11 protein-coding genes are annotated in these 13636 nt (G+C 71.9%); 6 read left to right on the top strand and 5 right to left on the bottom strand.

All coding sequences use genetic code 11. The annotated features are described in order from the left end of the window. The first annotated feature begins 44 nt into the window (after positions 1–44). Together ACTMMA_RS08310 and ACTMMA_RS08305 are read left to right on the top strand one after the other, a co-directional pair. Complete coding sequence (locus ACTMMA_RS08310; protein ID WP_441189651.1) at positions 45–1025, top strand: carbohydrate ABC transporter permease; 981 nt, start codon at positions 45–47, stop codon at positions 1023–1025. Further along, positions 1022–2005 (top strand): carbohydrate ABC transporter permease, encoded by a 984-nt coding sequence (locus tag ACTMMA_RS08305; RefSeq protein WP_441189650.1) that lies wholly within the window; start codon positions 1022–1024, stop codon positions 2003–2005. The genes ACTMMA_RS08310 and ACTMMA_RS08305 overlap by 4 nt, the downstream gene beginning before the upstream one ends. Before the next feature lie 48 nt (positions 2006–2053). Here ACTMMA_RS08305 and ACTMMA_RS08300 read toward each other — a convergent pair whose 3' ends face one another. Beyond that, entirely contained in the window at positions 2054–3496 is a 1443-nt protein-coding gene (locus ACTMMA_RS08300) for a GH1 family beta-glucosidase (protein ID WP_441189649.1), read from the bottom strand. Between the two features lie 144 nt (positions 3497–3640). Between ACTMMA_RS08300 and ACTMMA_RS08295 the strand changes: the two genes are divergently transcribed. Further along, positions 3641–5209, top strand: a complete 1569-nt coding sequence (locus ACTMMA_RS08295; RefSeq protein ID WP_441189648.1) for a DEAD/DEAH box helicase — start codon at positions 3641–3643, stop codon at positions 5207–5209. Between the two features lie 61 nt (positions 5210–5270). Here ACTMMA_RS08295 and ACTMMA_RS08290 read toward each other — a convergent pair whose 3' ends face one another. After that, positions 5271–8651 carry a DEAD/DEAH box helicase gene (locus ACTMMA_RS08290; protein ID WP_441189647.1) on the bottom strand — a complete coding sequence of 1127 codons (3381 nt, stop codon included), beginning with the start codon at positions 8649–8651 and terminating at the stop codon, positions 5271–5273. Between the two features lie 185 nt (positions 8652–8836). On the opposite strand from ACTMMA_RS08290, the gene ACTMMA_RS08285 reads away from it, so the two are divergent. After that, entirely contained in the window at positions 8837–9478 is a 642-nt protein-coding gene (locus ACTMMA_RS08285; protein ID WP_441189646.1) for a hypothetical protein, read from the top strand. Here ACTMMA_RS08285 and ACTMMA_RS08280 read toward each other — a convergent pair. Further along, positions 9475–10356: a 2-hydroxy-3-oxopropionate reductase gene (locus ACTMMA_RS08280; RefSeq protein ID WP_441189671.1), complete on the bottom strand. Its 882-nt coding sequence runs from the start codon at positions 10354–10356 to the stop codon at positions 9475–9477. The genes ACTMMA_RS08285 and ACTMMA_RS08280 overlap by 4 nt on opposite strands. 102 nt (positions 10357–10458) lie before the next feature. On the opposite strand from ACTMMA_RS08280, the gene aroQ reads away from it, so the two are divergent. Beyond that, entirely contained in the window at positions 10459–10926 is a 468-nt protein-coding gene (gene aroQ, locus ACTMMA_RS08275) for a type II 3-dehydroquinate dehydratase (protein WP_441189645.1), read from the top strand. A 67-nt stretch (positions 10927–10993) separates the two neighbouring features. Beyond that, the gene (locus tag ACTMMA_RS08270; protein ID WP_441189644.1) at positions 10994–12385 is read left to right on the top strand and encodes a UTP--glucose-1-phosphate uridylyltransferase; all 1392 of its coding nucleotides are present in this window, start codon (positions 10994–10996) and stop codon (positions 12383–12385) included. A gap of 26 nt (positions 12386–12411) precedes the next feature. On the opposite strand, the gene pflA is transcribed toward ACTMMA_RS08270, so the two are convergent. Both pflA and grcA2 read right to left on the bottom strand, forming a co-directional pair. Beyond that, the gene (pflA, locus tag ACTMMA_RS08265; protein ID WP_441189670.1) at positions 12412–13245 is read right to left on the bottom strand and encodes a pyruvate formate-lyase-activating protein; all 834 of its coding nucleotides are present in this window, start codon (positions 13243–13245) and stop codon (positions 12412–12414) included. A gap of 67 nt (positions 13246–13312) precedes the next feature. Beyond that, complete coding sequence (grcA2, locus tag ACTMMA_RS08260) at positions 13313–13564, bottom strand: autonomous glycyl radical cofactor GrcA2 (protein WP_441189643.1); 252 nt, start codon at positions 13562–13564, stop codon at positions 13313–13315. Positions 13565–13636: the final 72 nt, after the last annotated feature.

The raw sequence follows: 13636 nt of genomic DNA, 5'->3' as shown, positions 1-13636 counted from the left end.
CACGCGCACACCGGCACCGTCGCCGTCACCGGAAGCGAGATCTCATGGACTACCTCCTCGGGGCCGACACCTCGACGCAGAAGCTCGTGGTCATGGTCGTGGCCATCCTGCTCTTCGTCGGGGTCATGGCCCTCGTGCTGTTCCTGTCCGAGCTGCCCAAGATGCCCCGCTGGGCCACCGTCGTGGTCTTCCTCGGGCCGGCGCTGCTCCTCCTGGCCTTCGGCCTGGTCTATCCGGCCATCAACACGATCATCAGCTCGTTCAAGTCCTCCAACCTGCAGGAATGGGTCGGGTTCGCCAACTACTCGGCGGTCTTCACCAATCCGACCCTGCAGAGGGTGCTGCTGAACACGCTGCTGTGGGTGGCGCTGGTCCCGACCATCTCGACCGCGCTCGGGCTCATCTACGCCGTGCTGGTCGACCGGACCCGCTTCGAGAAGCTGGCCAAGACGCTGATCTTCCTGCCGATGGCGATCTCCATGGTCGGCGCCGGCATCATCTGGAAGTTCGTCTACGACTACAAGCCGACCTCCCGCCCGCAGACCGGTCTGGCCAACCAGCTCCTGGTCTGGCTCGGCTTCGACAGCCAGCAGTTCCTGCTGACCTGGCCCTGGAACACCCTCTTCCTGATCGCGGTCATGGTCTGGATCCAGACCGGCTTCGCGATGACGGTGCTCTCGGCGGCCATCAAGGCCATCCCGGACGACATCATCGAGGCCGCCAAGCTCGACGGCGCCAGCAACATGCGGATGTTCCGCTCGGTGACGGTTCCCTCGATCCGTCCGGCCCTGGTCGTGGTCCTCACCACGATCGCCATGTCCACGCTGAAGGTCTTCGACATCGTCTACGCGATGACCGGTGGCAACTTCGGCACCTCGATCGTGGCCAACGAGTTCTACGTCCAGACCTTCCGGACCGCCCAGCGTGGCATCGGCGCGACCCTGGCCGTGCTGCTGTTCATCATGGTGATCCCGCTCGTGGTCTACAACGTCCGACAGATGCGACTCTCGGAGGAGCAGCGATGACCAGCAACGCACCGTCCTTCCCCGTCAAGGACAACGACGGCGACGGCGTCTCCGAGGACCTCGCCCCACGCGCGGCGGAGCCGGAGAAGAAGTCCGGCGGCCCCCGCAAGCTGACCAAGGCCGAGCAGCGGGCCGTGGACGCCAAGAACAGGCTGTCCTCGCCCTGGGCCTCGGCCCTGGCCATCATCCTGGCGGTCCTGTGGACCGTGCCGACCCTGGGGCTGTTCGTCACGTCCTGGCGTCCCGCCGGGGAGATCCGCACCAACGGCTGGTGGAACTTCTTCGCCGACCCGCAGGTGACGACCGACAACTACAACGAGGTCTTCACCGGCGGCAGCACCAACTTCGCCTCGGCGTTCATCAACACCGTCGTCATCACCCTGCCGGCCGTGATCATCCCGATCACCCTGGCGCTGCTGGCGGCCTACGCCTTCGCGTGGATGGACTTCCCCGGCAAGAACTGGCTGTTCGTGGCCGTCTTCGCCCTGCAGATCGTCCCCATCCAGGTCACCCTGGTGCCCCTGCTGACGCAGTACAACAACTGGGGCATCGTCGGCTCGTTCTGGCCGGTGTGGTTGTCGCACACGATCTTCGCCCTCCCCCTGGCGATCTTCCTGCTGCACAACTTCATGATGGACATCCCGCGCACCCTCATCGAGGCCGCGCGGGTGGACGGCGCCGGGCACGTGAAGATCTTCTTCCAGGTGCTCCTGCCCCTGCTGGTCCCGGCGATCGCCGCCTTCGGCATCTTCCAGTTCCTCTGGGTCTGGAACGACCTGCTCGTGGGTCTGGTCTTCGGCTCCAGCAAGGACATCTCGCCGCTGACGGTCCGCCTGGCCGACCTCACCGGCACGCGAGGCACCGCCTGGCACCTGCTGTCCTCCGGCGCCTTCGTGGCGATGGTCGTCCCCGTGACGGTCTTCCTGCTGCTGCAGCGCTACTTCGTCCGTGGCCTGCTGGCCGGTGGCGTCAAGGGCTGACCCCCTGGTTGGACGAAGGGGCCCGGTCGATCCGACCGGGCCCCTTCCTCATGCCTCCCCGCCGCCAGGAATCTCCCCGGTCCGGCACAGCTGGGCCCACCAGCGCGCCGAGTCCTTGGGCGTGCGCACCTGCGTCTCGTAGTCCACGTGCACGATCCCGAAGCGCTTGTCGTAGCCGAACGCCCACTCGAAGTTGTCCAGCAGCGACCACACGAGAAAGCCACGCAGGTCCACGCCCCGCGCCACCGCCTCCGCGGCCGCGCCCACGTGCGCGCGCAGGTAGTCGATCCGCTCCGGGTCGTGGACCTGGCCGTCCGGCCCGACCTCGTCCGCGCACGCCATCCCGTTCTCGGTGACGACCAGATTCATCCCCCGCGGCCCGGTGTAGTCGCGGTGCAGCCGCACGAGCAGGTCACCGAACGCGTCCGGCGTCACCTCCCACCCCATGTCGCTGACCGGCAGCCCCCGCCGCACCACGCGCACGTGCTCGGACCCCACGTGCGGGCTCGGCGCGTCGAAAGCCCGGCTCTGCGCGGCGGCCACCGCGGCACCCAGCGGGTCACCGGCGGTCACGGCCTCGGAGGTGTAGTAGTTGACCCCCAGCACGTCGATCGGCGTCGAGATGATCTCCAGGTCGCCGTCGTGGACCAGGTCGGCCGGCCACAGCCCCTCCAGGTCCGCGCGCACGTCCGCCGGGTAGGCACCACGCGTCAACGGCTCGACGAAGAACCTGTTCGCCATCCCGTCGACCCGCCGCGCGGCCTCCTTGTCCGCGGCACGCCCCTCGTCCACCGGCACCGCCGGGGTGAAGTTGAGGGTGATCCCCAGCTCCAGCTCGGGATCGCGGGCGCGCAGCTCGCGGACCGCCAGCCCGTGCCCCAGCAGCAGGTGGTGCGCGGCGCGCAGCGCCGCGACCGGCTCGGTGCGCCCGGGCGCGTGCACGCCTGCCGCATACCCGAGAAAGGCCGAGACCCACGGCTCGTTCATCGTCGTCCAGTGCTGGACGCGGTCACCCAGGACGTCGTGCACCGCCATCGCATACTCGGCGAAGCGGTATGCGGTCTCTCGTCTCGGCCAGCCACCCTCCTCCTCGAGGGCCTGGGGAAGGTCCCAGTGGTAGAGCGTGAGCCAGGGGGTGATCCCGGCCGCGAGCAGCTCGTCCACCAGGCGGGAGTAGAAGTCCAGACCGGCCGGGTTCGGGGTGCGCCCATCCGGGCAGACCCGCGCCCAGGACGTGGAGAAGCGGTAGGTGCCGACGTTCAGCTCCCGCATCAGCGCGACGTCCTCGCGGTAGCGGTGGTAGTGGTCGCAGGCCACGCTGCCGTCGTCACCGTTGCGGACCGCCCCGAGGCGACGGGCGAAGGTGTCCCAGATGGAGTCGAGGCGACCGTCCTCGGTCGACGCACCCTCGATCTGGAAGGCGGCGGTGGCCGCGCCCCAGCGGAAGCCGTCGGGGAAGCTGGGGCCCACGGGCTGGCTGCTGCTGTCCATGGTCTAAGCGTATGCGCTGGTAGAATGGGTGTCAGCCGCCCGCACCGTCTCGCCTCGGGCGGCTGATCCTTGACAAGGTCGCGCCGCCCGATCGGGGCCTGCGCGCCGGGTGGGACACCATCGATCTCGTCCCCGAAGGACTTCGTGAACTCCTCTGCTTTCGGCACGCTCGGCGTGCCCGCCATCCTGACCGCCGCCCTCGCCGAGCGCGGCATCACCGACCCCACGCCGATCCAGGCCGCGACCCTGCCCGACAGCCTGGCGGGCCGCGACGTCCTGGGCCGTGGCCGCACGGGGTCGGGCAAGACCTACGCCTTCCTCCTGCCGCTGGTGACCCGGCTCATGCAGCAGCCCTCGACCCGCCGCGGTCGCGCCCCCCGTGGTCTGATCCTGGCCCCGACCCGCGAGCTGGCCAGCCAGATCGCCGAGTCGCTCCAGCCGCTGGCCAAGGCCGCGGGCCTGTCCTCGGTTACCATCTTCGGCGGCGTCGGACAGAACCCGCAGGTCAAGGCCCTGCAGACCGGCGTCGACATCGTCATCGCATGCCCGGGTCGCCTGGAGGACCTCATCGGCCAGGGCCACGCCGACCTGTCCTCGATCCAGATCAGCATCCTGGACGAGGCCGACCACATGGCCGACCTCGGGTTCCTGCCCGGCGTCAAGCGCATCCTCGACAAGACCCCTCGCGGCGGGCAGCGGATGCTCTTCTCCGCCACGCTCGACGCGGGTGTGGACGTCATCGCCAAGCGCTACCTGGACAAGCCGGTCACCCACCACGCCGACTCCGCCCAGTCACCCGTCGCCACGATGAGCCACCACGTGCTGCACATCGACGCCGCCGACCGGCTGGGGGTCCTCACCGACCTGGGCTCGGCCCCCGGGCGCGTGGTGATGTTCACCCGGACCAAGTACGGCGCGAAGAAGCTGGCCCGCCAGCTCAACGGCGCGGGCGTGCCCGCGGTCGACCTGCACGGCAACCTGTCCCAGAACGCCCGAGTGCGCAACCTCGACGCCTTCCACTCCGGAGCGGCCAGCACGCTGGTCGCCACGGACATCGCGGCCCGCGGGATCCACGTGGACGACGTGGCCCTGGTGGTGCACGCCGACCCGCCCGTGGAGCACAAGGCCTATCTGCACCGCTCGGGCCGCACCGCCCGCGCCGGCAACGAGGGCACCGTGGTGACGCTCATGACCGACGACCAGGTCCGCGACGTCCGCTCGCTGACCCGCGCCGCCGGCATCAAGCCGACCACGACCCGCGCCGGCGTCGACCACCCGATCCTGCAGGAGCTCGCCCCCGGTGAGCGCACCCTGGTGCCCGGCGGCATCGTCGTCGAGACGCCCGAAGGCCGATCCTCCGGCGGCGGTCGTGGCCAGGGCGGTCGTGGCCAGGGCGGGGGCCGCCAGGGTGGCGGTCGTGGCCAGGGCGCGGGCCGTCAGGGTGGCGGCCGTCGTCAGGGCAGCGGCAACGCGGGCGGCGACGGCCGCACCGGCGGAGCCCGCAACGGTGGTGGCCGCGCCAACGGTGGCCGCGCCAACGGCGGGCGCAACGGTGGCGGCAGCCGCGGCGGTGGCCAGAGCACCGGCGGAGGTCAGCGCGGCCGCGGAGCTCGTCAGGGCGGGGGCAGCCAGCGCGGCGGCGGCCGTCAGGGCGGCAGCTCGAGCGGCTCCATCGCCGCCTTCTCCAGCTCCTCCCGCGTCGGCCGCCGCTGACCCGGGTCGCGGCCGCCGCTGAGCCGGCCGCGAGACCAGCGACCCCGGGCCGCCGGTCAGCTCACCCGTCGAAGAGTGCGCGGATGTCCTTGGCCGTGATGGCCCCGGACCGGAACGCTCCGGAGTCCACGACGGTGTCGAAGAGGTGCCGCTTGTGCTCCTGGAGCGCCACGACCTTCTCCTCGACCGTCCCGGTGGACACCAGTCGGTAGACGTTGACGGGCTTGGTCTGCCCGATCCGGTGGGTGCGGTCCACCGCCTGCGCCTCGGCGGCAGGGTTCCACCACGGGTCGAGGACGAAGACGTAGTCGGCCTCGGTCAGGGTCAGCCCGAAGCCACCGGCCTTGAGGCTGATGAGGAAGGCCGGTGCCCCGCCCTCCTTGAACTCGGCGATGCGCGCCGCCCGGTCACGGGTCCGGCCGTCGAGGTAGACGTGCTCGATGCCGGCGGTGCCCAGGGCCTCGCGCACCTTGCCCAGGAAGCCGGTGAAGCTGGAGAAGACCAGCGCCCGGTGCCCCTCGGCCACGATCTCGGAGAGGTGCTGGACCAGCGTGGTGATCTTGGCCGAGGTGGCCAGGCCGGCGTGCTGATCATCGACCAGTGAGGGATCGAGGGCCAGCTGCCGCAGGGTGGTCAGCGCCCGGAAGATGGCCATCCGGTTCTTGTCCAGGTCCTGCAGCAGGCCCAGCACCCGCTGCCGCTCCCGCTGCAGGTGCTGGTCGTAGACCCGCTGGTGGGCGGGGTGCAGCGCCACCTGGAGCACCTGCTCGGTCTTCTCGGGCAGGTCCTGGGCGACCTCACCCTTGGTCCGGCGCATCATGAACGGCCGGATCCGGCGGCGCATGCGCGCCAGCGAGAGCTCGTCGCCCGCCTCGATCGGCTTGCGGTAGCGGTCGGTGAACAGCTCCGGGTGGGGAAACAGGCCGGGCGCCGCCAGCGAGGTCATCGACCACAGGTCCATCAGGGTGTTCTCCAGCGGCGTGCCGGTGATGGCGAAGGTCCGCCGCACGCCCAGCCTCCGGACGGCCTGGTAGGTCACCGACCGATGGTTCTTGACGAACTGCGCCTCGTCGAGCACCACCGCCGACCACGGCAGGTCGGCATAGGCCTCGTCCTCGAGCCGCAGCAGCGTGTAGGAGGTGATCACCACGTCGGCCGCCCCGATCGCGGTGGACAGGTCCACACCCCGTCGCCGACGCGTGCCAGAGATGGTCGTCACGCCCAGCTCCGGGGTGAACCGTGCCGCCTCCGCGGCCCAGGTGCCGACCACGCTGGTCGGCGCCACGACCAGCACCGGCCCGTCGCCCAGCTCCCCACGCTGCTCGGCCCGGGCGATCATCGCCAGCACCTCGAGCGTCTTGCCCAGCCCCATGTCGTCGGCCAGGATCCCGCCCAGCCCCGCGTCCCACAGCGTCGACAGCCAGCGATAACCGTCCTGCTGATAAGGACGCAGCTCGGCCCGCAGCGCCGCCGGCTGCATGATCGTGCCCCGGTCGGAGTCGCCGAGGGCGAGCAGCGCCTCGACCGACTCGGCCCAGGCACCGCTCTGCGCGTCCACGACCCCGAGGTCGAGCAGCTCCTGGAACAGGCCGGCCTGGTAGCGGCTGAGCCGCACCTCCCCCGGCACGGAGGGGCGGTCGTCCAGCTCCCGGGCCTCCTCGATGAGGCGGCGCAGCGCGTGCAGCTCGGGCTGGTCGAGGCTGAACCACGTCCCTGACTCCAGCAGCAGCACGGGGTCGTTGCGGACCAGCGCGGCGAAGAGCAGCTCGAAAGGCACCTCCTGACCGGCCACGGTCACCGTGACGTGCAGGTCGAACCAGTCCTGGGCCTCCCCGGCGACGGTCTCGAGGTGGACGACGGGCGCCTCGCCAGCCTCGGCGTAGTCTGGCAGCTCACCCTCGATGCGCACCTCGACGTCCTCGCGGGCCTGCAGGACCGGCACCACCTCTGCGGCGAAGACCGCGCTCGGGTGACCGGCCAGCGTGATCGTCGCCCGCGGACGCGGCGTCCGGCCCGCCCCGGAGGTGTCTCGACTCCCGTCCCACCCGGGCGGGTGCTCGATCAGCGACGGCATCCGCTGCAGGTCGGCGACCACCGACGCGAACAGCTCGGCCACGGCGGGATCGTCCTGACGCCCCGCCACCTCGTGGCCGCCGAGCGGCAGCAGCACCACCGACGGCCGGGCCACCTCCCCGCCCCCGGCGCCCTCCCCACCATCGGCCTCCGCCGCTCCACCACCCAGCCCCGGCACCGCGAAGGACAGCGACCAGGACAGGTCCAGGACGTGGCCCTCCTGGGGCAGGATCTCCAGCACCAGACCCGGCCTGCTCTGCCGAGCCTCGGGCACGCTCCCGTCCAGGGAGCTGAGCCGCACCTGGCTGGCGATGAGCGGGTAGAAGACCGCCAGGAAGCGGCCCACGTCCTCCGGCGGCACGGCCAGCGGGAGGTCGCGCTGCAGCAGCGGCAGCGCCGCCTCGGCCGGGGCCTCCGCCAGCGGCCACAGGGTGAGCACCTCGTCGTCGTCGACGTGGGCCACGCCGTGCCCCGGTCGACCGATGACGAACCTGCTCCCGGGCCTCGCCGGCCCCTCGGCCTCGGCCACGAAGGGGCGCAGCGTCAACCCACCGGCGTCGTCCCGGGTGACGTCGACCGCCAGCGACGCCTCGCCCTCGCCCAGCTGGACCGCGGAGGCACCCCGGCCGGGCACGAGCTCCACCCCGACCGCCACGCAGGCCCGCAGCAGCGGCCACGCCAGCCGCCCCAGGTCGCCGAGGCTGACCTCCTCGGAGGAGTACTGGTAGTAGGAGGTGGCGCCCTTGGCCACGGTATGGAGCTGGGTGACGGCCTCGCGGTGCGCCGGCAGCACCTCCGGCGAGGCCCACTGGCTGCCCAGGTCCCGCCAGGTCGCCCCCGTCTTGATCCACCGACCGGCCCGCCCCGCCCTCAGCGGCCGCACCATGATCCGGGTGCTCTCCGCGCCGGAGAAATAGCTGTGGTCCACCGAGAGCTGGAGCGCCAGGGCCGTGCTGCCCGCCGTGGCCCGGTCCGGACGCGGCCGCGCCTCCGCCGCACCGAGCAGGGGCTGCAGGGCCACCTCCCAGCCCGCGGTCTGCTCCACCTCCTCCGGGGCCAGCCGCCGCTGCGTCTCCAGCAGCACCGCGACCGTGTGCTTGCAGTCCACGCCCACCGGGCAGCTGCACTGCCCCTGCCACAGACCGCCCTCGTCCCCGAGCCGACGCACGATCGTCTGGTAGAGCCGCCCCGAGCCCAGGACCGTGGAGAGGAGCATCGCGCCGCCGGGTGCGGCGACCAGCGTCCGCACCCTGCCCTGGCCGACGTAGCCCTCGGCCCGCAGCACGGTCACCAGACCGACCGCCTCGACCAGCATCTCGCGCGAGACCTGGCGCACCCAGGCGGCGGAAGAGAGGTCCTTGGCGGTCACGGTAGCCAACCTAGTTCCCACCGCCGACACACCCCCGACACTGTCCACAGGCACGCTCTGCGGCACCCCGCCAGCCCCGTCAGCCACCCCGGTTTGGCATGCTTGAGGGATTCGGGTGCGACGGCAGGGGCCGGCGAGACACCGCATACCGAGCATCCCGGGGAGGACCGAAGACCGTGGCGACCATGACGACGCAGGGCCGCACACCGGTGCTGCGTCGCTGGTGGCCGGTGCTGCTCGGTCTCGTGCTGCTCCTCGCCCTCGCCGCCTGGGGTCAGCGCCACCTGCCTGGCTTCGGCGCCCCGATCCCCTGCGAGCTCTCGCCCAGGGAGTGCCAGGAGCGCGCCGAGGAGCAGGTGCACCTCGCCCGCACCACCGTGCGCCTGCTGGCCGGTCTGTCGCTGGCCACGATCCTGGCCGTCCCCCTCGTCGCCCTGCGCCCGCCCCACGAGATCAGGGCCGGCGGCAGCGCGGTCTCCCCGCACGCACTCGTCGCCGGACTGGCACCCGCACTGGTCTACGCCGCAGCGCTCCCCCTGGTGCTCTTCGTCGGTTTTCTCACCCCCGCCTGGATGTACGTCGGCGCCACCGCCGCGGTGATCGCCGCCATCGTGCTGACCGCTGCGGTCCACCGCCACCGCGCCCCGCACTGGGGTCCGCGCCTCTCGCTCCTGCTCGCCTGGGCGGCGACGCTGCCGGGGGTGCTGACGGTCTGGCTGACCTTCCTGCTCCGCCCCGACGGTATGTGGCCCCTCGCCGTCGCGCTCGCGCTCCTCCTGGTCTCGGGGCCGCTCCTCGTCGTCCTCGTGCGTCGCCGCACCGGCTAGGGCAGGCGGCCGCTCAGCCGCTCCACCCCGCGCAGCAGCGCCGAGTGGTCCAGGTCCTGGTCCCCCGCCGCCATCGCTGCGGCCATCAGCTCGCCCAGCAGCGCCCCCACCGGGCTCGCCACCCCCGCGGCGCGGCTCGCCTCCAGATAGGCCCCAAGGTCCTTGTGGTGCAACGCCATCCGCGCCCCGGGCACGAACTCCCGGTCCCGCATCAGGTCCCGCTTCTGCTCCAGCACCGCCGATCCCGCCAGGCCCCCGCCCAGCACGTCCAGCGCCGGGTCCAGCTCCACGCCGTACGCCTCGAGGAAGACCACCGCCTCGGCGAGCACCTGCAGGTGCGCGGCCACCACCAGCTGGTTGGCGGCCTTGACGGTCTGGCCGGCACCCGAGGGGCCGACGTGCACGATCGTGCGCCCGACGGCCTCCAGCACGGGGCGGGCCCGCTCGAAGGCCTCGTCGTCACCGCCGGCCATCACCGAGAGGGTCCCGGCGACCGCTCCGGCCTCGCCGCCGGAGACCGGGGCGTCGAGGAGCCGCATACCCCGCTCCTCCGCAGCCTGCGCCAGCTCCCGGGCGACGGTCGGACGGATCGAGGAGAAGTCGACCACCACCGTCCCCGGCGCGGCCGACGCCAGCACGCCGTCCTCCCCCAGCAGCACGCTCTCCACGTCGGCGCTCCCCGGCACCATGACGCACACGACCTCGGCTCCCTCGACCGCTTCGCGGATGCTCCGGTATGCGGTTCCTCCGGCGGCCTCCAGCGCCTCACCCTTGGCGGGGCTCCGGTTGAAGCCGCGCACGTCGAAGCCCGCACGCACCAGGTTGTCGGCCATCGGACCACCCATGACGCCCAGCCCGATGAAGGCCACGGTGCGCACGGTCCCGTGACCGTCCGCGGCGGGAGGCGACGGTTCGGGGGCAGGAGATCCGGTGGTCATCCCGCGATGGTACTCACGACCACCCTGTGCCACGCTGACCTCATGACCAGCAGGATCCTCGTGCTCAACGGCCCCAACCTCAACCTTCTCGGCACCCGCGAGCCGGAGATCTACGGCACCGCCACGCTGGCCGACGTGGAGTCCTTGTGCGCCGAGCGGGCCGCGACCCACGACCTGCTGGTGACCTGCCAGCAGTCCAACCACGAGGGCGGGCTGGTGGACGCGCTGCACGAGGCGGCGGACGCCGGGGACGTGGTGGGCTGCGTGCTCAACGCGGGGGCCTACACGCACACCTCGGTCGCGCTGCTCGACGCGATCAAGGCGACGGGCCTGCCCACGGTCGAGGTGCACATCTCCAACCCGCACGCGCGCGAGGCCTTCCGTCACCACTCCTACCTGTCCCCCGTCGCGCTGGCGGTGATCGCCGGGGCCGGGATCGCCGGTTACGGCTTCGCCGTCGACGTCCTGGCCCAGCACCTGAGCTCGACGGAGCCGCAACCGAGCCGCTGACCCCGGGGGCGCCCGCAGCACGCGAGCCGCCGACCCTCCGTCCGGGCAGCCTGGATAGGTTGGGTCCATGAGCTCCGCACGTGACCTGGCCCTGGACCGCATGCGTGAGGCAGGGGTCCCCCAGCCGGCGGTGGACACCTTCGCCCGCCACTACGACAAGCTCGCCGCCGGGGAGACCGGCCTGATCCGGGAGGCCGACGTCGAGCCGGCGCTCCCCGAGGTCGACCTGGCCGACCTCGACCTCGACCCCGACGGCGAGGAGGCACGGGCCGCCCTGGACGCCACCGTCGTCATCACCCTCAACGGCGGTCTGGGCACCTCGATGGGCCTGGCCGGGCCCAAGTCGCTGCTCCCCGTCCGCGACGACCTGACCTTCCTGGACATCACCGTGCGGCAGGTGCTGGCGCTGCGCCGCCGCTACGGGATCCGCCTGCCGCTGCTGCTGATGGACAGCTTCTCCACCCAGGACCAGACCCTGGAGCTCCTCGCCCGCTATCCCGAGCTGCCCGTCGACGGCCTGCCGCTGGACTTCCTGCAGAGCCAGGAGCCCAAGCTGAGCGAGGACGACCTGACGCCGGTGACCTGGGAGGCCGACCCCGGCCTGGAGTGGTGCCCGCCCGGCCACGGCGACCTCTACCCCTCGCTGCTGGCCAGCGGCCTGCTCGACCAGCTGCTGGAGCAGGGCTACCGCTATGCCTTCGTCTCCAACGTCGACAACCTGGGCGCGGTGGCCGACGGGCGTCTGGCGGCCTGGTTCGCCGGCTCCGGCGCGGGCTACGCCGCCGAGGTGTGCTCCCGGACCGAGATGGACCTCAAGGGCGGGCACCTCGTGCGTCGGTCGGCCGACGGGCGGCTGGTCCTGCGCGACTCGGCCCAGACCGCGCCGGAGGAGATGAGCCACTTCACCGACGCCGAGCGCCATCCCTACTTCCACACCAACAACCTGTGGTTCGACCTGGCCCGCCTGCGGGCGATGCTGGACGAGACCGGCGGCGTCCTGGACCTCCCGCTGATCCGCAACGCCAAGACGGTGGACCCCAAGGACAAGACCTCCACCCCGGTGATCCAGATCGAGACGGCCATGGGCGGTGCGGTCGAGCTGTTCGACGACGCGGTCTCGATCGCCGTCACCCGCGAGCGCTTCGTCCCGGTCAAGACCACCAACGAGCTGCTCCTGCTCCGCTCGGACGTCTACGAGGTGGACGCCGAGGACAGCTACCGGTTGACCAAGGTCGTCGACCCCGCCCCGGTGATCAGCCTGGACAAGCAGCACTACGGACTGATCGGCGAGCTGGACCGGCGTTTCCCGCACGGCGCCCCCTCCCTGCGCCGCGCCCGGCGCCTCACCGTCGAGGGCGACTGGACCTTCGGCGCCGACGTCAACGTCGTCGGCGACGTGCGCCTCCCCGACGAGGGCGCCCCCCGCACCATCGAGGACGGCACCACCCTTTCCGGCTGAGGCTGGCCCACCCCCTCCATCCCACCTCAGTAGGTCGTCAGCCCCCTGGCCCGGAACTGCCCGCGCACCCGCTCCAGCGTCTCCACCGACGGCGGCGGGGTGTCCGCCAGCCGGTAGTCCAGCCCCAGCGCCGCCCACTTGTCGCGGCCCATCTGGTGGAAGGGCAGCACCTCGACGCGGCTCACATTGGGCAGCCCAGCCGCGATCTCCGCGACCGCCTCGACGTTCTCGACGGCGTCGGTCAGGCCAGGCACGCACACGAAGCGCAACCACACCTCCGTCCCGCGGTCGGCCAGCCGCCGGGCGAAGCGCAGCGTCGGCTCCAGCTCTCGGCCGGTCGTGCGGCGATAGGTCTCCGGCAGCCCGGACTTCAGGTCCAGCAGCACCAGGTCGATGTCCTGCAGCATCTCCTCGGAGACGTTCGCACCCAGGAAGCCGGAGGTGTCGACCGCCGTGTGCACGCCCATCTCCGTGGCCTCGCGCAGCAGCCGCCCCACGAACGCCGGCTGCATCAGCGGCTCGCCCCCGGAGACGGTCAGTCCGCCCCGGGTCGCCCGGAAGATGCCGCGATAGCGCCGCAGCCGCGCCACCAGGTCGGAGAGGAGCACCGGCTCGCCCTTGGCCGCATACATCGTGTCGGGGTTGTGGCAGTAGAGGCAGCGCAGCGGGCACCCCGAGACGAAGACGGTCAGCCGCGTGCCGGGGCCATCGACCCCGGTGACCAGCTCCCAGGAGTGCACCGACCCCAGCTCGCCGGCGCGGACGGCCTCGAGGTGCTCGTGGTGGCTCATCTCGCCCGCGGACGCGATGCCTGCGGTGCCCCGCCCCGCCGGACGCAGGCGAGGCACCTCGAGCTCGATCGGCGCGGGGCGATACTCCCCGGTGACGCCGTCGGCCAGGCTCAGCGCCTGGCCGACGGCCCCACCCTCAGGCAGAGTGATGGAAGGTCCTGGCGAGGACGTCCTGCTGCTGCTCGCGCGTCAGCTTGACGAAGTTCACCGCATAGCCCGACACGCGCACGGTCAGGTTGGGGTAGTTGTCCGGGTTGGCCATCGCGTCCTCGAGGGTCTCCTTGGACAGGACGTTGATGTTGGCGTGGAACAGGCCCGGTCGGGTGCCGCGCTCCTCACGCGCGGAGGCCATGTCGGCGACGCGCTCGGCGTAGGTCTTGGTGCTCATCTGGTGCTCCTTGGTCGGTAGGTGTCAGGTGGTCCGTGGTCGGCAACCTCGGGGGTATGCCGTGCCGCTCGC

The organism is Ornithinimicrobium panacihumi (genome assembly GCF_052073805.1).
GTDB classification, from domain to species: domain Bacteria; phylum Actinomycetota; class Actinomycetes; order Actinomycetales; family Dermatophilaceae; genus Ornithinicoccus; species Ornithinicoccus panacihumi.
The sequence above is the reverse complement of the archived record's forward strand: the minus strand, read 5'-3'. Positions and strand labels throughout refer to the sequence as shown.

Excerpts from the sequence above, each read along its gene's own strand:
- ACTMMA_RS08310 (WP_441189651.1), top strand. The coding sequence starts at position 45 with ATGGACTACCTCCTCGGGGCCGACACCTCGACGCAGAAGCTCGTGGTC.
- ACTMMA_RS08305 (WP_441189650.1), top strand. The coding sequence starts at position 1,022 with ATGACCAGCAACGCACCGTCCTTCCCCGTCAAGGACAACGACGGCGAC.
- ACTMMA_RS08300 (WP_441189649.1), bottom strand. The coding sequence starts at position 3,496 with ATGGACAGCAGCAGCCAGCCCGTGGGCCCCAGCTTCCCCGACGGCTTC.
- ACTMMA_RS08285 (WP_441189646.1), top strand. The coding sequence starts at position 8,837 with ATGACGACGCAGGGCCGCACACCGGTGCTGCGTCGCTGGTGGCCGGTG.
- aroQ (WP_441189645.1), top strand. The coding sequence starts at position 10,459 with ATGACCAGCAGGATCCTCGTGCTCAACGGCCCCAACCTCAACCTTCTC.
- ACTMMA_RS08270 (WP_441189644.1), top strand. The coding sequence starts at position 10,994 with ATGAGCTCCGCACGTGACCTGGCCCTGGACCGCATGCGTGAGGCAGGG.
- grcA2 (WP_441189643.1), bottom strand. The coding sequence starts at position 13,564 with ATGAGCACCAAGACCTACGCCGAGCGCGTCGCCGACATGGCCTCCGCG.